Annotated in this window: 24 protein-coding genes; 13 read left to right on the top strand and 11 right to left on the bottom strand. The window is 43.5% G+C overall.

What is annotated here, in order from left to right:
- Positions 1 to 282, top strand: a complete 282-nt coding sequence (locus tag RBB12_RS11015) for a DUF3817 domain-containing protein (RefSeq protein ID WP_179385450.1) — start codon at positions 1 to 3, stop codon at positions 280 to 282.
- On the opposite strand, the gene aroQ is transcribed toward RBB12_RS11015, so the two are convergent.
- The 4 genes from aroQ to RBB12_RS10995 all read right to left on the bottom strand — a co-directional run bounded on the left by aroQ (position 274) and on the right by RBB12_RS10995 (position 3,301).
- The gene (gene aroQ / locus RBB12_RS11010; RefSeq protein WP_293285114.1) at positions 274 to 690 is read right to left on the bottom strand and encodes a type II 3-dehydroquinate dehydratase; all 417 of its coding nucleotides are present in this window, start codon (positions 688 to 690) and stop codon (positions 274 to 276) included. The two genes, RBB12_RS11015 and aroQ, sit on opposite strands and share 9 nt — an antisense overlap.
- A gap of 181 nt (positions 691 to 871) precedes the next feature.
- Positions 872 to 1,333 (bottom strand): hypothetical protein, encoded by a 462-nt coding sequence (locus tag RBB12_RS11005; RefSeq protein WP_293285112.1) that lies wholly within the window; start codon positions 1,331 to 1,333, stop codon positions 872 to 874.
- Between the two features lie 78 nt (positions 1,334 to 1,411).
- On the bottom strand, positions 1,412 to 1,915 hold the full coding sequence (locus RBB12_RS11000) for an outer membrane beta-barrel protein (protein WP_293285109.1): 504 nt from the start codon (positions 1,913 to 1,915) through the stop codon (positions 1,412 to 1,414).
- Positions 1,916 to 2,281: 366 nt separating this feature from the next.
- Complete coding sequence (locus RBB12_RS10995) at positions 2,282 to 3,301, bottom strand: AI-2E family transporter (protein ID WP_306014387.1); 1,020 nt, start codon at positions 3,299 to 3,301, stop codon at positions 2,282 to 2,284.
- A gap of 265 nt (positions 3,302 to 3,566) precedes the next feature.
- Here RBB12_RS10995 and RBB12_RS10990 point away from each other — a divergent pair, with 265 nt between their 5' ends.
- Complete coding sequence (locus RBB12_RS10990) at positions 3,567 to 3,752, top strand: CsbD family protein (RefSeq protein ID WP_179385455.1); 186 nt, start codon at positions 3,567 to 3,569, stop codon at positions 3,750 to 3,752.
- A gap of 200 nt (positions 3,753 to 3,952) precedes the next feature.
- Entirely contained in the window at positions 3,953 to 4,858 is a 906-nt protein-coding gene (xerD, locus tag RBB12_RS10985; RefSeq protein ID WP_306014432.1) for a site-specific tyrosine recombinase XerD, read from the top strand.
- On the opposite strand, the gene RBB12_RS10980 is transcribed toward xerD, so the two are convergent.
- Positions 4,855 to 6,162: an NAD(P)/FAD-dependent oxidoreductase gene (locus RBB12_RS10980; protein WP_306014433.1), complete on the bottom strand. Its 1,308-nt coding sequence runs from the start codon at positions 6,160 to 6,162 to the stop codon at positions 4,855 to 4,857. The genes xerD and RBB12_RS10980 overlap by 4 nt on opposite strands.
- 100 nt (positions 6,163 to 6,262) lie before the next feature.
- Here RBB12_RS10980 and RBB12_RS10975 point away from each other — a divergent pair, with 100 nt between their 5' ends.
- The 3 genes from RBB12_RS10975 to RBB12_RS10965 all read left to right on the top strand — a co-directional run bounded on the left by RBB12_RS10975 (position 6,263) and on the right by RBB12_RS10965 (position 8,906).
- Entirely contained in the window at positions 6,263 to 7,690 is a 1,428-nt protein-coding gene (locus tag RBB12_RS10975) for an amidohydrolase (protein WP_306014389.1), read from the top strand.
- 74 nt (positions 7,691 to 7,764) lie between these two features.
- Positions 7,765 to 8,259, top strand: coding sequence for an RNA polymerase sigma factor (locus RBB12_RS10970; RefSeq protein WP_293285103.1), 495 nt, complete (start codon positions 7,765 to 7,767; stop codon positions 8,257 to 8,259).
- A 2-nt stretch (positions 8,260 to 8,261) separates the two neighbouring features.
- A complete protein-coding gene (locus RBB12_RS10965; RefSeq protein ID WP_179385457.1) occupies positions 8,262 to 8,906 on the top strand; it encodes a hypothetical protein in 645 nt (214 codons plus the stop codon).
- On the opposite strand, the gene RBB12_RS10960 is transcribed toward RBB12_RS10965, so the two are convergent.
- Both RBB12_RS10960 and RBB12_RS10955 read right to left on the bottom strand, forming a co-directional pair.
- Positions 8,903 to 9,724: a 1-acyl-sn-glycerol-3-phosphate acyltransferase gene (locus RBB12_RS10960; protein ID WP_293285099.1), complete on the bottom strand. Its 822-nt coding sequence runs from the start codon at positions 9,722 to 9,724 to the stop codon at positions 8,903 to 8,905. The two genes, RBB12_RS10965 and RBB12_RS10960, sit on opposite strands and share 4 nt — an antisense overlap.
- A 40-nt stretch (positions 9,725 to 9,764) precedes the next feature.
- Positions 9,765 to 10,406 (bottom strand): NUDIX hydrolase, encoded by a 642-nt coding sequence (locus RBB12_RS10955; RefSeq protein ID WP_306014391.1) that lies wholly within the window; start codon positions 10,404 to 10,406, stop codon positions 9,765 to 9,767.
- Between RBB12_RS10955 and RBB12_RS10950 the strand changes: the two genes are divergently transcribed.
- Positions 10,405 to 11,130: a peptidylprolyl isomerase gene (locus RBB12_RS10950; protein WP_306014392.1), complete on the top strand. Its 726-nt coding sequence runs from the start codon at positions 10,405 to 10,407 to the stop codon at positions 11,128 to 11,130. The two genes, RBB12_RS10955 and RBB12_RS10950, sit on opposite strands and share 2 nt — an antisense overlap.
- Before the next feature lie 26 nt (positions 11,131 to 11,156).
- Here the strand turns inward: RBB12_RS10950 and RBB12_RS10945 are convergent, their stop codons facing one another.
- From RBB12_RS10945 to RBB12_RS10930, 4 genes are all read right to left on the bottom strand, one after another.
- Positions 11,157 to 11,648: a hypothetical protein gene (locus RBB12_RS10945; protein ID WP_306014394.1), complete on the bottom strand. Its 492-nt coding sequence runs from the start codon at positions 11,646 to 11,648 to the stop codon at positions 11,157 to 11,159.
- 10 nt (positions 11,649 to 11,658) lie between these two features.
- Positions 11,659 to 12,804: a hypothetical protein gene (locus RBB12_RS10940; protein WP_306014395.1), complete on the bottom strand. Its 1,146-nt coding sequence runs from the start codon at positions 12,802 to 12,804 to the stop codon at positions 11,659 to 11,661.
- A 196-nt stretch (positions 12,805 to 13,000) separates the two neighbouring features.
- Positions 13,001 to 13,609, bottom strand: a complete 609-nt coding sequence (locus tag RBB12_RS10935; RefSeq protein WP_293285093.1) for a trimeric intracellular cation channel family protein — start codon at positions 13,607 to 13,609, stop codon at positions 13,001 to 13,003.
- 2 nt (positions 13,610 to 13,611) lie between these two features.
- Positions 13,612 to 14,328 (bottom strand): RDD family protein, encoded by a 717-nt coding sequence (locus tag RBB12_RS10930; protein ID WP_293285092.1) that lies wholly within the window; start codon positions 14,326 to 14,328, stop codon positions 13,612 to 13,614.
- 35 nt (positions 14,329 to 14,363) lie between these two features.
- On the opposite strand from RBB12_RS10930, the gene RBB12_RS10925 reads away from it, so the two are divergent.
- The 6 genes from RBB12_RS10925 to RBB12_RS10900 are packed head-to-tail and all read left to right on the top strand — an operon-like array spanning position 14,364 to position 20,455.
- On the top strand, positions 14,364 to 15,335 hold the full coding sequence (locus RBB12_RS10925) for a stage II sporulation protein M (RefSeq protein ID WP_306014396.1): 972 nt from the start codon (positions 14,364 to 14,366) through the stop codon (positions 15,333 to 15,335).
- Positions 15,319 to 16,209: a hypothetical protein gene (locus tag RBB12_RS10920; protein ID WP_306014397.1), complete on the top strand. Its 891-nt coding sequence runs from the start codon at positions 15,319 to 15,321 to the stop codon at positions 16,207 to 16,209. Before RBB12_RS10925 ends, RBB12_RS10920 begins: the two co-directional genes overlap by 17 nt.
- Positions 16,210 to 16,938 (top strand): DUF4129 domain-containing protein, encoded by a 729-nt coding sequence (locus RBB12_RS10915; RefSeq protein WP_306014399.1) that lies wholly within the window; start codon positions 16,210 to 16,212, stop codon positions 16,936 to 16,938.
- Positions 16,931 to 18,148 (top strand): DUF4350 domain-containing protein, encoded by a 1,218-nt coding sequence (locus RBB12_RS10910; protein WP_306014400.1) that lies wholly within the window; start codon positions 16,931 to 16,933, stop codon positions 18,146 to 18,148. Before RBB12_RS10915 ends, RBB12_RS10910 begins: the two co-directional genes overlap by 8 nt.
- Positions 18,138 to 19,121, top strand: a complete 984-nt coding sequence (locus RBB12_RS10905; protein WP_293285084.1) for an AAA family ATPase — start codon at positions 18,138 to 18,140, stop codon at positions 19,119 to 19,121. The genes RBB12_RS10910 and RBB12_RS10905 overlap by 11 nt, the downstream gene beginning before the upstream one ends.
- A gap of 2 nt (positions 19,122 to 19,123) precedes the next feature.
- Positions 19,124 to 20,455, top strand: coding sequence for a DUF58 domain-containing protein (locus tag RBB12_RS10900; RefSeq protein ID WP_306014402.1), 1,332 nt, complete (start codon positions 19,124 to 19,126; stop codon positions 20,453 to 20,455).
- Positions 20,456 to 20,471: the final 16 nt, after the last annotated feature.

The raw sequence follows: 20,471 nt of genomic DNA, 5'->3' as shown, positions 1-20,471 counted from the left end.
ATGCTTAAGATTTTTAGGGCCACTGCTATTTTAGAAGGTATTTCCTATCTACTCCTTTTCGGAATGACCATGCCGTTGAAGCATTGGGCGGATATTCCTGAACCAAACCAAGTGGTTGGGATGGCACATGGAATATTGTTTATTCTATACGTAGTGGTGGCCATTGTTTTTTGTTGGGAACGCAAATGGAAGCTCAGAAGATTTGTTATACTTTTTATAGCCTCCCTACTTCCCTTCGGGACGTTTTATGCTGACAAAAAGTACTTGAAGGAACTAGCCTAAAAAACTCTGGATCGCCAAATCATAACTCTGCAGGCCAAACCCAAGGATTACTCCCTTAGCGACCGGTGCTATGTAGGATACATGGCGATATGCCTCGCGCTCGTGCGTGTTGGAAATATGTACCTCGATTACCGGAGATTCCACCGCTTTTACCGCATCACCAATGCCAACGGAGGTATGGGTGTAGGCAGCGGCGTTTAAAATGATACCATCATAATCGAACCCTACTTCTTGAATTTTAGCAATAATTTCCCCTTCAATATTGGATTGATAGTATGACAGTTCCACCTCGGGGAATTTGGATTGAAGCGTTGCAAAATAGTCCTCGAAAGTGGTACTCCCGTAGATTTCGGGTTCACGCTTTCCCAAGAGGTTGAGGTTAGGTCCGTTGATGATGATTAATTTCATGCTTTCAAAAATACAATAAAAAGAAAAGAGACTGTCTAAAAAGCAGTTTGCCTGTCAGTTCGAGCGCAGTCGAGAACTTAAAACACATTGAAAATCAATGGGTTTCGACTGCGCTCAACCTGACAAAGCTCAACTATTACTGCTTATTAGATAGCCTCTTTATTCTGCTATTTTCTGTTCTTTAATTAATGGCGAATTGAAGTCCAAAGCCGAATGCGCCAACCTCGTTGTCGCCCACATCGCTAAGTACCACAGAAGGGCGCCAATCAAAATTGATGACAAAGGGCACCCCATCTACTTTAAAGTCGAGCCCCAAATGCGGACGCAATGCAAAAATATTATCCGAATTCTTGATAAAAATAATACTGGGACCAACCCCAGCGTACCAGCGCAAACCCTTTGCCCTAAAAAATTCCTTGTGATAGGAGTACAAAAAGGTTGCAATGGTGGCATTGTCCTCAAAGCCCAAATCTCCCTGGCCAACATGGTTATCGGAAAAAAAGTATTTTCCCGTGGCCCCGAAAAAAGTGGCGTCATCATAAAGGTCAATTCCCAATCCCAGAGCGGCCCGATAATTGGTTTGGGCCTTTACCGCCAAATGTCCAAGCATTCCAATTGCAAAAACTAAAAGTAATTTTCTCATTTTCTAAACATAATTAATGGTTAATATTCATGGTTTACTTGCAAGTTTTGGGGTTATGAACAGTTATTTTTAATTGATTTAGAACAAAAACAACAAGCCCACAGCAATCATGGAGTAGTCGTAATTGTCACTTATGGTTGTATAGGAAACATTCAATTCGGTGTTTCCGTTAATGTTGTAGCCAATCATGGGGCGCACATAAAATCCACCATCGTTTCCTTCATTTATTCCAATGGCATAGCCCACATCGGCCCCGAGCTTAAAATCGTAGGTAGGATAAAGTCGGAATGCAGCTGCCGCCGGGATATATTGGATATCCGGAAAATCAACTTCCACTGCAACCGGACCAATATCTTCGGTCGATGTGTTCCCAAAGGCATTCATAAATCCTGTCGCCAAACCTACATCCACCATTTCGGATACGGACCAGTGATATCCCAAATCGAGACCCAGCTCAAAATTGGAAAAATCGGAAATATCGCCTAGCGGCACACCAACATGGACTCCCGCTTTAAAACTTGTTCGGTCCACATGCTGTGCACTGGACGAATAACTGATGGCAACCATCGCTAGAATTGCCATTACAAAGGTTTTTTTACTCATGGTTGTATTTTTTCTACCTGAAAAACGCATGGATGACCAAAAAAGTACCTTTTGTAATATTTTTCCTATAAAATTCTTTCATTCTAAAATGCAGCATGGTTTGCTTGCCGAAAATTAGCGAAATAAATCATGTTGGAAGTGGCCAATTGACGGATGCCCCTTTTGAATTGACCAATGCCCCTTCCCGATCAACAGAAGGGTTTTTGCAATTAGTTTTATGGTGTTCAGGAAGTAGTTAAGCAAACCGCAAAATATGAAAATTGATTTATGAAATCTGGTTACATCAGAATAGCTATTCCAGCATGATGAAATCAAAAACTCGCTAGGAACAAGCTTATATTTTGATCAGGGTTCGGTTTCTCCCTTTCCATATTCTCTTTTATAAATACGCACAATTACCAAAAATAGACTGACCAGCAACGGTCCAAAAATCAAACCTATAAATCCAAATAAAGGGATACCCACCAAAACCCCGATCAAGGTTACAAGTGGGTGAACATCATCGAGCTTTTTAAGGACGTACAATCGAATAAGGTTATCGGTAGATCCTACCACTATGGACCCATATAACAAGACACCCCAGGCCTGAAAATGATCCCCATTGGACAGGGACAACACAAATACGGGTAATGTACCCAATAGGTTACCTACAAAGGGAATCATGGAACCAATGGTGACCATAATGGCCCAAAAAAGGGCATTGTCAACACCAAAGATCAGAAAACCTATTAAGGCCACGACCCCTTGTGCAAAAGCGACCAAAGGAATTCCCAAGGTATTGGCACGGACAATTTCCCTTACCTCATCCCCGATTATCTTCAAATTATGATTTCCGATAGGTATGTACTCATAAAGCGATTCGTATAACTTTTTTTGATTGGTGAGCATGTAAAACAATAGAAAGTACATTATGGAAATTGCTATGACCGCGTTAAAAGTACCTCCCGCAAGTCCCTGTAAATTTGAGGTAAGCCATTCCGTTACCGCAGAGGCATCCACTTGGGAAGTGAGCTTGAATCCTACGTAATCTTCGAGCGTTTGCAATTGGGATTTGATCATGGAGGTTATCTGCTCCGAATTTTCCGCGGCCTTACGGATTCTTTTCCCAAGCATAAAAAATGCTCCTGCTATGGGAAGTAGAATGATAAAAAAGGAGGTCAACATTAAAAGAATTGCAGACAATGTGGAATTCCATCCCTTGTCCTCCAATTTTTCCATGGGCCTTTTTAAAAGGACAAACAAAGTAATGGTACCAAGAATACCCGAAAAATAGGGAGCAATTTCCGAGAAAATCAACCCCGCCATCAAAAGAATCAAGAGAAGGATAAAAATCTGTCGTACTATTTTGGAGGGTATTTGTTTCATCTATTATCTGTAGGTTGTTACGATTCCTCGTGATTGAATCAGCTTAGGTAGATGGGCTTCATTTTTTAATGACCATCACAAAACATGGTCAAATTGAAAAAACAAACATGATCGGCTTACCCCATTCAAGATTTTTATTGCCCTTAAAACTATTTTAAGTTGGTTCAGAATATGCTATTGCGTTAACAATTAAAGGGTTGACGTTAAGTAATTTAAGCTTCACGTCTTAGTTTACCGATAGTATTAATCATTAAAAACAAAATATATGAATACTGATCAGCTAGAAGGCAAATGGAAACAAGTAAAAGGAAAGTTTAAACAAAAATATGGGGAGGTAACCGATAACGACCTTTCTTATTCCGAAGGAAAATTCGAAGAGATGCTCGGAAGGGTACAAGAAAAAACAGGAAAATCCAAAGAAGCATTAAAAAAGGAAATCGAAAGCTTATAATCCCCTTCCTTTAATAACAAAAAGTCCCCGTCTCACGACGGGTTTTTTATTTTAAAATCGATTTACCGTTGCGCCGAAGAATCTAAGTGAAATAATCATACCTGTATAAGCATAGTTCCATAATCCATTTATCTTTAAATAAAATTGAACTACACAAAAATCAACCTAAGAGTACCATGGGTTGATATATATTTGTGATGATGAATTGGCAGCAGGCGATTAAGGATTATCAAAATTACTTAAAGATAGAGCGAGGGCTCTCTCCAAACTCCATTGTGAACTACACCATGGATTTGGAAAAACTCCAAAGTTATCTGGACGAATACTCCATTGCCGAAAAACCGGTCCATATTCGCAGAGAAACAGTTCAAGAATTTATTTACAGCATTGCCAAAGTGGTTACCCCGAGGACCCAGGCCAGGATAATTTCCGGTTTGAAAGGATTCTTTAACTATCTGGTTTTTGAGGATTACCGGGAAGACAACCCCATGGATTTAATCGAGACCCCAAAAATTGGACGCAAACTTCCAGACACCCTTTCCGAAACAGAAATCAACAGCCTGATTGCCGCTATCGACCTCTCCAAACCAGAAGGCGAACGTAACCGGGCGATTATCGAAACCCTGTATGGCTGTGGTCTGCGTGTTTCCGAACTCATCCACCTCAAACTATCCGACCTTTATTTTGATGAGGATTTTATCCAAGTGACGGGCAAGGGCAACAAACAGCGTTTTGTTCCCATTAGCGGCATCAACCAGAAATACATCAACATATATCGAAATGAGGTGCGTGTACATTTGCCCGTTCAAAAGGAACACGAGGATATTGTTTTCTTGAATCGAAGGGGCAAACAGCTAACTCGAGCCATGATTTTCACCATTGTAAAGCAACTTGCTGAAAAAGTGGGATTGCACAAAAACATCAGCCCACATACCTTTCGGCATTCCTTTGCGACCCATCTACTGGAAAACGGAGCCGATTTGAGGGCCATTCAACAAATGTTGGGCCATGAAAGCATTACCACCACCGAAGTGTACATGCACGTAAACCGTTCACATTTAAGCAAGGTTCTTAATGAGTTTCATCCAAGGAGAAAAAAAGATTAATCACGCATTAAGGTATCCTTTTCCACTTTATTCTGTTTTTTAAACGGCCGGATTATCAATCGGGCCTCACGATCAAATCGGACATAATTGTACACCCAATTGATGAAGACTACTACGCGGTTCCTAAAACCGATCAGAAAATACAGGTGGACGAACATCCATACGAACCAAGCGAACACGCCTTGAAATTTAAACTTGGGCAAGTCCACAACCGCCTTGTTCCGGCCAACAGTGGCCATGCTTCCTTTATCTTTATAAACAAAGGGCTTCATGGATTTACCTTCAACCAGACGCACCAAATTATCCCCTAAATTTCTGCCTTGTTGCATGGCAGGCTGTGCCATCATGGGATGTCCATGCGGAAAAGCCTCGGTGGTCATTTGCGCCACATCTCCAATGGCAAAGATATTCTCGAACCCTTCCACTTGGTGAAATTCATTTACCCGCAACCTGTTGCCATGGCTCAGATAATTGGCCCCATCCAAACCTTTTAGGCTAACCGCCCTTACACCTGCCGCCCAAACCAAGGTTTCCGCATCAAAAATGGTGTTGGTATTGGTGGTTATACGCTTGCCATCATAATCGGTGACCCGAATATTTTTCCAAACGTTCACTCCCAATTCCTCCAAAAACTTCTCCGCTTTTCGGGAGGCTACTTCGCTCATGGCGGGCAGCAGCCTGTCTCCTGCCTGCACCAAATTGATTTGGGCCCTACGGGTGTCCAGGTCGGGATAATCCTTGGGCAGGATTCCCTTTTTGATTTCGGCCAGGGCCCCGGCAAGTTCCACTCCCGTAGGTCCTCCCCCAACAATTACAAAATTCATAAGGGCATCCCTTTCATGGAGGTCATCCGTTAAAAGTGCTTGCTCGAAATTCTCTAGGATAAGACTCCGTAAGTTTAGCGACTGCGGAATGGTCTTCATGGCCATACCCTTGGTCTCCAATGCTTTGTTTCCAAAAAAATTGGTTTCGGACCCAGTGGCCACGACCAAATAGTCGTAGCCTATTTCACCGATGTTGGTCTTGACCAGCTTGGCCTCTGTGTTCACCTCTTTCACCTGGGCCAATCGAAAATAGAAGTTGGGATATCCCTGCAATACCTTTCGGATAGGGTATGCAATCGAATCCGGTTCCAGCCCTCCAGTGGACACCTGATACAATAATGGTTGGAAATTGTGGTAATTGTGTTTATCCAACAACACCACCTGTACTTCTTTCTTGCTTAATTTCTTGGCTAGTGCTATGCCTCCAAAACCGCCGCCTATGATAACGACTCTTGGAAAACTGGATTGAGGAATGTTCATGCTCGACATACCCACAAATTTACGTATTCCGCACTACAGCGACCCATGTCAGGATGGTTTTTTTGTATCTTTAGTGTCTAACTCAAAATAACTTCAACCGATGAAAAAACTTCTTCCCTTGGGTGCCCTATTACTACTATGCACCTTGTCCGTTAATGCCCAAAAAAAGAAAAATGATGTCCTAAAACAATTGGACGCAAAAGCTGAGACCTATAGCGAAATTGCCCACACTATCTGGGATCTTGCCGAAATGGGCTATTTGGAAGAAAAGAGTTCAGCACTATTGCAGGAGACCCTTGCTGCCGAAGGTTTTTCCATAGAAAAGGGAATCGCCGGGATTCCAACGGCATTTGTGGCCGAATATGGTTCTGGGTATCCTGTCATCGGCATATTGGGAGAATATGATGCCCTACCCGGACTGTCGCAAGAGGCGGTTCCAGAAAAACAATCTGCTGGTGGAGAAGCTGGGCATGCCTGTGGCCATCACCTGTTCGGAACTGCATCCACAGCTGCGGCCATTTCCGTAAAGGATTGGATGAAAGCGAACAACATAAAGGGGACCATCCGCTTTTATGGATGCCCTGCCGAGGAAGGGGGCTCTGGAAAAGTATATATGGTGCGCGAAGGTGTTTTTGATGATGTGGATGTAGCCTTGCACTGGCACCCAAGTTCCGCAAATGCAGCAAGTGCAGGTGCCGCTTTGGCCAATAAATCGGCCAAATTCAGATTTTATGGCATTTCAGCCCATGCGGCGGCAGCACCACAAATGGGTCGTTCTGCATTGGATGGTGTGGAGGCTATGAACTATATGGTGAACATGATGCGAGAGCATGTACCGGAAGATGCCAGAATCCACTATGTGATCACCGAAGGCGGCGAGGCGCCCAACGTGGTGCCCGATTTTGCAGAAGTGTACTACTATGCGAGACACAATACCAGAGATGTGGTAGTCGATATCTTTGATAGAATGGTAAAAGCCGCAGAAGGTGCTGCTTTGGGTACAGGTACCACCATGGAATATGAAATGATCGGGGGAACCCACGAACTGCTTCCCAACCTTACTTTGCAAAAAATGATGCACGACAATCTGGTAAAGGTTGGCGGTATCACTTATACTCCAGAAGAGAAGGCATTTGCCGAAAAAATATCAAAAAGCCTGGGCAACGAAAGTATGAACATGAAAGTTGCGGAAACCGTTCAACCTTATAAAGAAACCGCCGAAGCATTTGGTTCCACCGATGTTGGTGATGTGAGCTTTACAGTTCCCACAGCCGGTCTTGGAACGGCAACTTGGGTACCTGGAACACCCGCACACAGCTGGCAAGCGGTTGCTGCTGGGGGCATGAGCATAGGTTCCAAAGGAATGATGGTTGCCGCAAAAACAATTGCATTAACGGCTATGGATATTTTTGAAAACCCCAAAACAGTGGAAGCGGCCAAAAAGGAATTGGAAGAGCGAAGGGGAAAAGACTTCAAATACGTACCTATGCTGGGCAACAGACCTCCAGCATTGGATTACCGCAAATAGTTTTTTTTGAAATTCCTTGTAACAAATCAACAGTTAGACATACTAATCAGTAAAGCAAACTCACCAACCGTTTAGTGAACAAGGAACTGGAACATCGTTTTGTGACGGAACTTGAGGACAATCAGAACATTGTCCATAAGGTGTGCAGTCTGTATACCAATGACAAGGATTCACATAACGATTTGTTCCAAGAGATCACCATACAGTTATGGAAGGCGTACCCAAAGTTTCGGGGCGATGCCAAGTTCAGTACATGGATGTACCGTGTTGCATTGAACACGGCCATCACCCTGTACCGGAAATCCAAAAAAAGGGTAAAGACCCAGGATTTTGATTCGGTACTCTACAAAATCAAGGCCAAAGAGTACGACGATACGGAGGAACGCCAATTAAAACTCATGTACGATGCCATTAAACAGCTTGGCGACATCGATAAAGCATTGGTGTTTCTCTATCTGGAGGACAAAGACTATTCCGAAATAGCCGAAACCTTGGGTATAACAGAAGTGAATGCGAGAGTGAAGATGAGCAGAGTGAAAACAAAATTAAAAACAATTCTAAATCCGTGATTATGTTGGATGAACTGGAGCTCTTGAAAAAGGATTGGCAGAAGCGGGAGGCAGACCTTCCCAAGTTGTCTTATGAGCAGATTTACCCGATGATGAAGAAAAAATCATCATCCATAGTAAAGTGGATTTTTTATATCAGTATCATAGAATTTGTGTTCTGGGCGGGCATCAATATTATTTTCAGCGGCCCAGAGACCATGCAGGAATTGAAAGACATGCACATCTACAAAGTGGTCATGCTGCTAAATGTCTTCAACTACGCCATCATCCTTTACTTTATCTATAAGTTTTATACCAATTACCGAAAAATTTCCTTTACGGATTCATCCAGGGTCATGATGCGGACCATTTTAAAGGTAAAACGCACGGTGACCCAATACGTATGGTTTAACCTCATCATTTTTACGGTAAGTGCCATTATCTACGGATACGGTGTCCTGCTGTACACTCCAGAGGGTCAAGAAATCGTCCAGGCTGCGGCACAGGATGGAGACAGCACCGAGTTTTGGGCATTGATCATTATTACTTCCATTGCCCTTACGGCTGTGGGGCTCTTCATCATCTGGCTGTTCTACAAATTACTGTATGGAATTTTGCTGAAAAAGCTGAGAAAAAACTACAACGAACTTAAACGTCTGGAAGTCTAACCGTCAATTTTGCCCTTGTAGCTGTATCGCCTTTTTTGATTTTCCTCTTCATAGGCCAACAATTCTGCCTGTGGGATTACCTTTAAAAAGGAAGGATGTTGCTCAATGGCGTATTCTAACTTTTCCAAAATAGCTTCGATGGACTCATTATCGTAATCGATATCCAAAGGTTCCTTGATGTGCATGGATTGGAGAATCCCTTTCTTTTTGACCCGAAGACCTTTTTTATCGAACGACCGGCGGAAACCATCGATAACTACAGGTACAACTACTGGTTTATACTTTTTGATGATGTGAGCTGTTCCCTTTCGAAGCGGTTTCCATGGCGTAGTGGTTCCCTGTGGAAAGGTGATTACCCAGCCATCGTTGAGCGCCTTTCCAATATTGGAAATATCACTGAACTTTACTTGTCGGTTCACGTTTTGTCCATCAGCCCTCCAGGTCCGCTCTATACTAATGGAGCCTGCATAGGCTAGAATCTTCGTCAACAAGCTCTTTTTCATGGTCTCCTTGGCTGCAACATAATAAATGTTCAGTTTGGGGTTCCATAAATAGCCCAAATTTTTGATGTTGTCCTCCCTACCGCTCAAACTGGCATTAAAAACATGGAACATGGCCACCACATCGGCGAAGTAGGTTTGGTGATTGCTTACAAAAAGAACATTGTTCTCCGGGAGGTCGCGAATAATTTGGGACCCCTCGATTTCCAAGGTATTGAATCCTTTATAGCGCTGGTGCGTCATCATACCGGCTATTCGAATTAGCCATCTCTTTAAAAATAAAATATGACCAAAAGGATTTTTCTTGAACAGACCCATATTTTGTGTTGATTGTAACCGCAAATTTACGAAATCGCCATTAAAGGACTTGCCGCAAAAGTTCCTTGATCTCGCTCAACATCATAGCTGTGGCGCCCCAAACCGTATAACCATTTAATTTAAAGGCAGGTACGTTGATGTTTTTGGCATAGGAAGTACTCAAAATTTCTTGAATATGGTTGGCATCGTCCAGAAAATCCCTGAGATATACCTCTACCAAACGCTCCACCTCTGCCTCTTCTTTAACGAAGGGTTGGGGATTATGGTAAATCCCCATAAACGGCCTCACCAAAAAATTACTGGGCGGGATATACACCTCACTAAGCTCTTTGATCACCTCAACATCGCTTGGTGGCACCCCTACTTCCTCATGGGTTTCCCGGAGTGCGGTATCCATCAGATCTTTGTCTATCCGTTCCACCTTCCCGCCCGGAAAGCCTATCTGATTGGAATGGACGCCCTGATACACCTTACGAAGAATCAACAATAAACGTGTCTGCCGCTCTACATCAGGATAAAACAAGGCCATTACCCCAGCCCGTTTGGGGTTCATGTCCTCCCATCGATTCTTCTTCAACCATTCGATTCGAAGCTCCGGGGACATTTTATGGTGCGATTGCTCCCCTGGAAGTGGGAGATTTTTTAATTTTAGGGCACTTTGACAAAATTCATTAAAATCCATGCTGTTGAGACAATCGGCTTTACCTGCAATCCTATTTCTTTTTCTAATCGTTTCCTGCGGAGAATCCCCTAAAAAGGACAAGGAAAAAGTTGGGGTAAATATCGCAAAATCCGACACGGTCACCAAAACTCAGATAGATACGACCTCTATTGAAGAGGAAGAAGAAGAGGAACCCTTTCAGTTGACCGAGGAAAATGCCATCGACTTCTTTTTTGATTACTCCAAAAAGCTAAAAAAGGATAAGGTAAAGATTACTACCACCATGGGGAGCTTTACCGTGCAACTCTATGATGATGTGCCCTACCACAAGGCCAACTTCATTTATTTGGCGAGACAAAAATATTTTGACAGCACCCAATTCCATCGGGTAGTTAAAGATTTCATTATTCAAGGAGGTAATTCCGATGACAAAAGAACGGCCCGGAAAAGAGGAAAAATAGGTCGCTATTTATTGCCTCCAGATGCAAAGAAGGGGCATAAACACCACCGAGGCACTATCTCCATGCCCAGCAGTGAACGTGACAACCCGCATAAATTGGCCTCTCCCTATGAGTTTTTTATCGTAGTGACCGACCCGGGGTCTTACCATTTGGACGGATCTTACACGCCATTTGGAAGGGTGATTGACGGAATGGATGTGGTAGATGCCATTAACAACGTTCCCGTAGGTGATGGAGACTGGCCATTCAAGAACGTCTATATCTTGAAAGCAGAGGTTCTATAGGTACACCCTACCCAACAATCCCCATTTTAGCCTTTTTTGAATCTATTCTTGAGCGCCAGTACATACAAGAACAACACTGGCTTGGGTTCCATGGTCTTTGGGACTGATGTTTCTTTAATGGGCCTTCTTTCATAAATCGAAAAAAGTACCGCTACAATAATCAAGTTCTTCATGATGTACTGACCCACCAAGGTCAAGGACAAAGGTGCTTCCCCAAATACATCATCGGGAAAAAAGATAAGGGGCGAAAAGGTACAGACCATATGGGCTAGTGCCAAGAATACAGCTTGTCGTTTCCATAGCCCGAACAACAATAATAATCCCACGCCTACTTCCCAGGTTGCCAACACAAAAAGAGAAACCCTATCGGGAATAAGGCCCAGGGTGAGCTGGTGGATGGTATTTTTTGCCAATTCTTCGGCAGGACTCAGGCTCGGGACAAATTTTAATGCCCCGAACCAGAGATATACGATACCCATAGAAATTGACAACAATCGCTTTTTGACAATATCTCCCATATAGTTTTTTTTAGTTATTGAATTCGTTCATGAGTTCGGGATCAACTTTCACCTTGTTGCTCGCAAAACGATAGGAAACCCCTACGTTGATCAAATAATCGGCAAAGGCGGCATCGCCCATTCTCGGCTCCCCTGTCATTTGTTGCGTCTCCAAATCGGTGACACTCTGCGGACGCTCACGTCTCACAGCGAAAGGAACATTCAGGTTGAGGGCAAAATTACCCTTCATGAACGCGATTCCTGGATCAACGGAAAGTACATTTCCAGGTCGTCGAAAACCTTGATTTCCCCCAATCAAATCTTTCACCGGAACACCTTCATAACGTGCGCCCAAGGAGGCCGATATGGTATTGCTCAGCGCATGACTAAATCCTCCCCTAACGGAAAACTGATCCGGAACGGCCATGATGGCTTCATTTTGTAGAATCGGGCTCAAGGTTTCCCGAAAGGTCCGGGTTCCATTCGTCTCCCGTGGGTTGATCAAATAAAAACCACCGCCATAGGCAAAAAAACGTTCGGCAATCTTTTGGTAAAACTGAAAATCCAAGGTAATCCCAAATCCGCCATCGCCGGGTTGGATACTTTGGTCCACTGGCCTAACTTGGGGACCACCCTCTGGTCCAACATTGTAAAATATATCCGAAGCATTATAACTGCCTGTTGGCAGTTTAACCCCAAGTCCAACGGCAACGTTGCCATTTTGGTGTTTTTCCAAATCGAAAAGCCAGTAGCCCACACCTACCCTGATATCCGCAAGACCTCTTGAAAAAGTGGTATTTCGCTCGTTCCTACCATGCTCGTAAAGCGAAGAACGCGTATTGATGACGGTTGGAATGGTTATGCTCGCATACCATCTATTGGAGATGCCATAGGTTAAAAAGAAATCCCACGAATGGGAGTGGTTGATGACTTCGGTCTCATTGGAGACCCTGTCCGGCTCCTCTTCGGTACCCCTAAAATGGCGAAAAGACTTGAAATAGCGATAATTGCTACCAATTTGGATATCCCCGGGCCCCAAGAGATTGTTTTCCAAGGTGTTTCCCACACAGGAGGAAAAATGGCGGATGGCCACACAGCCTTGCGCTTTTATTGTTTGGATTCCAACAAATGAAATCACCCCTAAACAAAAAATGATTAATGATCGTGAAGTTTTCATACCTGACTTTTGATTGGTTGTGGGGCACGGATACCTACATCGCACTCCCATGGTTGTTACTAAATTTGCTCGGGAGCCAAAGTAGCGGTATACATCAATGATCGCGACTAACGAAATGGTAATAATGACTAATGGGAAGTTAATTGCACTAAGCAGGAATTAACCAACCTTGCGGAATGATTATGCAGAAACAATCCTAAATCCTTTTGTAGATGCTCGGTAAGCTTATCTTGAATTTGACCGCAAGCAATCTGAGGATGATGACAATTAGAATACCTGCGATATAGGCGAACTCCTCCTTAACCGGAAGTTGCACGATCAAAAAGTAGCTCAAAGCGCCCAAAATACAGGCTGTGGCATAAATTTCCTTTCTGAAGATCACTGGAATTTCGTTGCACAAGATATCTCGGATCACCCCACCAAAACAGGCCGTCATGGTGCCCAGAAATACGCACATGATAGGCAAAAGCTGTGCTTCAAGTCCTTTTTCGACACCTACCATGGTGTAAAGTCCAATACCTATGGTATCGAAAAGGAAGAGGGATTTTCTCAAATATTTAAGCTTGTTCACAAAAATAATGGCAAAGACCACCGAAATAAATATGGTGATCACATAGGTTAGGTCGTGCATCCAACCCACGGGAGTATTGCCTATCAAAAGATCGCGCAAGGTTCCACCACCAATCGCGGTCACAAATGCAATGATCAGCACCCCAAACAGGTCCAAACGCTTTTCCATAGCGACCAACACGCCTGAAATAGCAAAAGCGATCGTACCCAAAATATCGATGGTGAGGTAGAGCATAGTTACATGTTTTGTGTGTAGTAGTTGTAATCGTTGATGATCACATCCACGAATTCAATCGGTTTTAATGCGGTTTGAACGCCCAAGACTTTCTTGATCCGAGCATCCAACGAGACGATGATATTATGATTGCCTTCACGTTTGGCTTGGTCATAAAGCTCCTTGATGGTCCGCATTTCGCTATCCTTAAAAACGGTTACCTGTGGGAAGGTGGGTTGATAGCCATCGGGCAGCTCCCTGAGCAAGGTATCGCTTAGAGACACCCTTTTTTTCTCGCTGATCACGGTGGTGCCTGCCGCAATATCTCCGATACGCTGTCCTTTGCCCCGTATCAAAATAGTGAGTACAGCGGCACCCCCCGAGGTGAGCGACACATCGATGATCCGCAGGGCCCATCGCACAAAATAATTGCCAAAATTGGGCTTGGAACCGTCCAACTTTACCACGCGGAGGTTCATGGCTCCTTTTCCAATGGTTTTTCCGTCCATCAAAGTCTCCAACAGCAAATAGTAAAAAAAAGCCGGGAGGGAAAGTATCAAATAAAAGGCCCACTGGTCATCGATATCGATATCCATCGAAACCAAAAGAACAATGATCAAAATAGAGTAGCACAGAATAATAAAGCTATCGATGATGTACGCCAACATGCGCTCTCCCAAATGCGAAGTGTTTTGGCTGATGGTTATATTTTGGGCCGTTTCTATTTGAAATTGTTCCATATTTTAGTTTCTTTACTTACAAACCATCGAATTTAATGCGCGAGGCCGCTTTTATTAGGCAAAATAAGGATAAATGGGCCGCTTTTGAAAATGCCCTGATCGATAAGGGCCAACTTCATCCCGATGAGCTTTCCGATCTTTATATTGAGATCACGGACCATCTGAGTTACGCAAAGACGTTTTATCCGGGCAGCAACACACAAATTTATCTCAATTCACTTGCGTCCCAAGCGCACCAGAAAATCTACAAGACCAAACGGGAATCCAGAAACCGTATTGTCCATTTTTGGAAAACCGAATTCCCCATCATGTTCAAGCACCATCATCGAGAACTGCTCGTCTCATTTTTGGTATTTGCCTTTTTTGTGGTAGTTGGGGCATTTTCCTCGGCCAACGAAGGGGATTTTGTAAGGTCCATTCTCGGCAACGGCTATGTGAACATGACCTTGGAAAATATTGAAAAGGGAGACCCCATGGCGGTTTACAAACAACAAGGCGCCTTCAATATGTTTTTGGGCATTACCATTAACAATATCAAGGTGGCCATTTATGCCTTTGCCTTCGGTATATTTTTGGGAGTAGGCACCCTATACATTATGCTTCGAAATGGTATTATGTTGGGTAGTTTTCAGTACTTTTTTTATGAAAAGGGCCTGCTTTGGGAATCTGCCCGCACGATTTGGATCCATGGTACCATTGAGATTTCCGTTATCATCATTGCGGGTTGTGCAGGATTGGTATTGGCCAATGGCATTCTATTTCCGGGCACTTATACCCGATTGGAATCCTTTAAACGCGGTGTTAAGAATGGCCTTAAAATTATGGTGAGCACCGTTCCTTTTTTTATCATTGCCGGTTTTTTGGAAGGGTACGTTACCCGACATACCGAAATGCCGGACTGGTTGGCAATTTTCATCATAATGGGCTCGTTGTCATTGATTATCTATTATTACATTATATATCCAAACCAAATCCATAGAAAATCCACTCATGCAGACAGAGAATAAGTTCATCGAGTTTAAAAAGCAGCGTGAATTGGGGGAAATCCTATCCGATTCCTTCGTTTTTATCCGAAACGAGTTCAAGCCTTTTTTTGGTACTATTTTAAAAATCGTGGGCCCTTACATTTTGGCCATGCTGATTTCCATGGGGTTCTATATGTACACCGTAGGAGATATTATTAATCTGGGGAACATCGGAAACGCTTCCATCTCCACCTATTCGCCCTTCATAATGCTGTTGGCCGTGGCCGCTATGATGTTTAGCTCCATAGCTGCCTACGTTTTGGCTCAAGGTACTGTGCTCCACTACATCAAATCGTATATCGACCATAACGGAAAAACGGATTACGATGAAATCCGCAGCGGGGTCTATGGCTCCTTTTGGTCCCTTATCGGACTCGGCATCCTAGTTGGGCTATCCGTAGTAGTTGGTATTTTCTTTTGCATTATACCCGGGATTTACTTGGCAGTTCCACTATCGATTTCCTTTGCCATTTTGGTATTCCTTAAAAAAGACGCGATGGAATCCTACCAGTACAGTTTTACCCTAATCAAGGAAAATTGGTGGATTACCTTTGCCACACTATTTGTCATATACATCATTGTAGCCATCGCTTCTTATGCTTTCAGTTTGCCCTCCATCATTTATATGTGGATCAAAATGGGCGTGTTTTCCGGGGAGATGGATGCCGAAAACATGAATGTTTTTAATGACCCCATTTATCTGTTTTTGAATATTCTCAGTTCATTGGTGCAGTTTCTGATGAACATTATTTTTCTGGTGGCCACTTCGCTCATATTTTTCAACCTCAACGAGAAAAAGAATTTTACCGGTACGTTTGAACGTATTGAAAATCTTGGAAAATCATCGGAGGAATAAATGCGCATCACACTGATTGTATCCTGCCTATTGCTATCGTGGACTCTTTGTGCCCAGAACGATTCCATTGTAAGGTACGATACATCAGCGGTTGAAACTATTCAAATTGATCAAGATGATTTACAATCCTACCGAGAGGACAGTGCCTTTAATTATGAGGAAGCGGAGGTGGAAAACAATTGGTGGACCGATTTTACCAATTGGTTCTACAACCTGATCCGACGCTTTTTTGAATGGATTTTTGGGGTGGGCAATGCCGAAGGCTTTTTGGCTATCTTTTTCGAAATACTCCCTTATCTTTTGTTGGCCCTTTTCCTGTATCTGGTCATCCGCTTTTTTGTACGGTCCAACATGATGGGCTGGGGAAAGGGCACCAAAAACCCGAACGTAGTCTCCTTATCGGAAGATGAGCATATCATCAAAAACGAGGATATACGGGAACTGATCAAAAATGCCTTGGCCAACCAAGATTACCGATTGGCCATTCGATATCATTACCTATACATCCTGCAATTGCTCTCCGAGCGCGACATTATTGATTGGCAACAACAAAAGACCAACGATGATTATTTGACAGAACTCACCGAATCTGGCCACTATGCAAATTTTGGGCGGGCAACCGTGCTTTACGATTACATTTGGTACGGGGAGTTTAGTATCGACCAAGACCGGTACACAAAAGCAGAAACCGTTTTTACCTCCTTACAAAATGCCATTGCCCATGACTAAAAGAGGACGGATCTATATCATCATCGGACTGTTGACCTTATTGGGCATATTTTTGTTGGAATACAACAAACCCAAGGACATCAATTGGTTCCCTTCCTATGTTTCCCATCACAAAATACCTTATGGAACGTATGTGCTGAACGATTTGATGGAAAAAGCTTTTCCCAATGCTGTCCAGCAAGTCCAAAAGCCGCCCTTTGAGTTTCTTACACGTACGGATTCGGTGCAGGGCACCTACTTTTTCGTAAATGAAACCGTTGCTTTTGAGGAAGCGGAGCTCAACGCCATTTTGGATTGGGTGGATCAGGGCAATCAACTCTTTGTGGCGTCGGAGTATTTTGAACAAAAACTGCTGGATACATTGCACTTGGAACAAATCAATGTGTACAACGAGGGTTCGTTGGAGCCGCTTTTCTATCTGGAACTCGCCAACCCAAAGTTCCAGAACAAAAAATTTGAATTCAAAAGAGATTATTACACCAATAGCTTTGATCAATTGGACACCTTGCGCACCGTAGTTCTTGGGGAAGTATATACCAAAACTGATAGCACGGAGACGCTTTCCAAGCACGTCAATACCATAAAACAGGATTTTGGGAATGGAGAAATTATACTGACCTGCTTTCCCAAGGCCTTTACCAATTACTTTATCCTAAAGGATAACCATCTAACTTATACCGCCGGACTCCTATCCTATTTGGAAAGAGGAGGCAACATTTATATGGACAATTTCCATAAATCAGGGAAATCCTTTTACACTTCACCCATGTACCTATTTCTGAACACCAAGGAATTTAGGTGGGCCTACTATCTGGTACTGATTGGTGCCTTGGTGTATGTCATTTTTGAAGGCAAACGAAAGCAACGGGCCATTCCAGTTGTACCACCGGTAAAAAACCAAACCTTGGCCTTTACCCGCACCATTGCCGATATGTATTTTGAAAAAGGGGAGCTACACTTGATCACCAAGCATAAAATTGATTACTTTTTGGAGTATCTCAGGTCCAAACTACATGTTTCTACCCAAGACCTGAAGGACGAAACATTCTTGAAAAATGTATCCATGCGGAGCAATACATCTTTAGAGGATGTTAAAAAATTGATGGAACTGATGGATAAACTCCGTTCCAAATCAATGGTCACTGAAACCGAACTGAAAAATCTGAATCAAAAAATAGAAGCATTTAAAGCAAACGTTGATGGAAAATAACGACTTGAATTTTGACAGCAGGGTCCCCTTGGAAGAATTACGGGACACCGTGGACCTCATAAAAAAAGAACTGGCCACTATCATCGTGGGGCAAAAGGATTTTATCGAACTCCTTATCGTCTCGATACTTTCCGATGGCCACGCCTTAATCGAGGGAGTCCCGGGAATTGCAAAAACCGTAACAGCCAAATTGTTTGCCAAGACCCTTAAAACGGATTTTAACCGCATCCAATTTACTCCCGACCTTATGCCCAGCGATATTTTGGGAACTTCGGTGTTCAATACCAAGACCACCGAATTTGAATTTAAAAAAGGTCCGATTTTTTCCAATATTGTATTGATCGACGAGATCAACAGAGCTCCGGCCAAAACACAGGCCGCCCTTTTTGAGACCATGGAAGAACGTCAGGCCACTGTGGATGGGACCACCTACAAAATGGGCGAACCCTTTATGGTCCTGGCGACCCAAAATCCTATTGAGCAGGAAGGCACCTATGCCCTACCAGAAGCGCAACTGGACCGTTTCCTATTTAAGATCAAAGTGGATTACCCCTCAGTGGAAGAAGAAATCACCATCCTGCAAAACCATCACGAACGAAAGGGGGAAAAGCCCCAAGATCAGATCAAGGCGGTGCTTACCCCAAAAAAACTGGTGGAGTTCAAAAAGAATATCCATGAAGTGGTGGTGGAGCAAAAGATATTGGATTACATCGCGAACATCATTACCAGAACAAGAAACCATCCGCATTTGTATCTAGGTGCCTCACCAAGGGCGTCCATTGCAACGCTTACGGCAGCGAAGGCCTTTGCTGCCATCGCCGGCCGTGATTTTGTAATGCCCGAAGACGTAAAAAAAGCCTTGGTACCCGCTTTAAACCATAGGGTCATCTTGACCCCGGAACGGGAAATGGAGGGCATGACCACCGAAAATGTGGTCACCATGATCATGGAATCCGTTGAAATTCCCAGATAAGCATGGCTTTTCTTCGGTCGTTGTACATACACAATAGCTTCTTCTGGTATCTTGCCATGCTCTCCGCATGCTTTGTCATCTCGTTTTGGGTGCCTTTGCTTTATCCGGTTGCTTGGCTGCTGGTCTACCTTTTGCTGGCGCTGTTCTTTTTTGACCTATACTGGCTGTATAGCACAAAAAATGGCATCAAGGCGCATCGGAATCTGCCCAAGAAACTTTCCAACAGCGACGAAAACAAACTATCCATACACCTCAGTTCCCAGTTTCCCTTTAGAACCTTGGTCAGCATCATAGACGAGTTACCTGTTCAATTTCAAAAAAGGGATTTTGAACACCATACGGATCTACAAAAAGGAGAGCCCTATCTATTTGAATATTCGCTACGGCCTGTGGAGCGTGGTGAGTATGTGTTCGGCAACCTGATTGTATTTGCATCCTCTCCCCTGCGTATCATCAAACGGAAATTTACGTTCCAAAAGGACCAGATGGTGCCCGTATATCCCTCCATCATCCAAATGCAACAATACGATTTCTTGGCCACCAGCAATCGATTGACCGAGTTCGGGCTCAAAAAAATCAGAAAAATAGGCCATACCCAAGAGTTTGAGCAAATCAAGGAATACATCAAAGGGGACGATGTGCGGACCATCAACTGGAAGGCCACCGCCAAACGAAACCAATTGATGGTAAACCAATACCAAGATGAGCGGTCGCAACCCATCTATTCCGTTATCGATACGGGGAGGGTGATGAAAATGCCTTTTAGGGGATTGAGCCTATTGGACTATGCTATCAATTCTGCACTGGCCTTTTCCAATGTGGCCCTCAAACGAAACGATAAAACAGGATTGCTGACCTTTTCCAAAACCATTGAAACCTTTGTTCCCGCGGTCCAAAAAATCACCCACCTGAATACGATCATGGAAAGTCTGTATAACGTGGCTACGGATTATTCGGATTCGGATTTTGGATTGTTGTACGCGCATGTCAAACGAAAGGTAAACCAACGAAGCCTGTTGTTGTTGTACACCAATTTTGAGCATATCTCTGGGCTCAAACGCCAACTGCCCTACATTTTGGCCATGGCCAAAAAACATGTTCTGGTAGTTATTTTCTTTGAAAATACAGAATTGGAATCCCTTATTGCGGAAGATGCAGAGAATCTTCAGGCCATTTACCACAAAACCATTGCCGAAAAATTTTCCCTCGAAAAACGGTTGATGCAAAAAGAACTGCAGAAATATGGCATCCAGACCATTCTGACCAAACCCGAGGAACTGACCGTGAACACCATCAATAAATACCTGGAAATTAAGTCAAGGGGAATAATTTAAAGAGCCATGTCCATCG

Source organism: Allomuricauda sp. MMSF_3307, from assembly GCF_030733585.1.
GTDB lineage: Bacteria > Bacteroidota > Bacteroidia > Flavobacteriales > Flavobacteriaceae > Flagellimonas.
The sequence above is the reverse complement of the archived record's forward strand: the minus strand, read 5'-3'. Positions and strand labels throughout refer to the sequence as shown.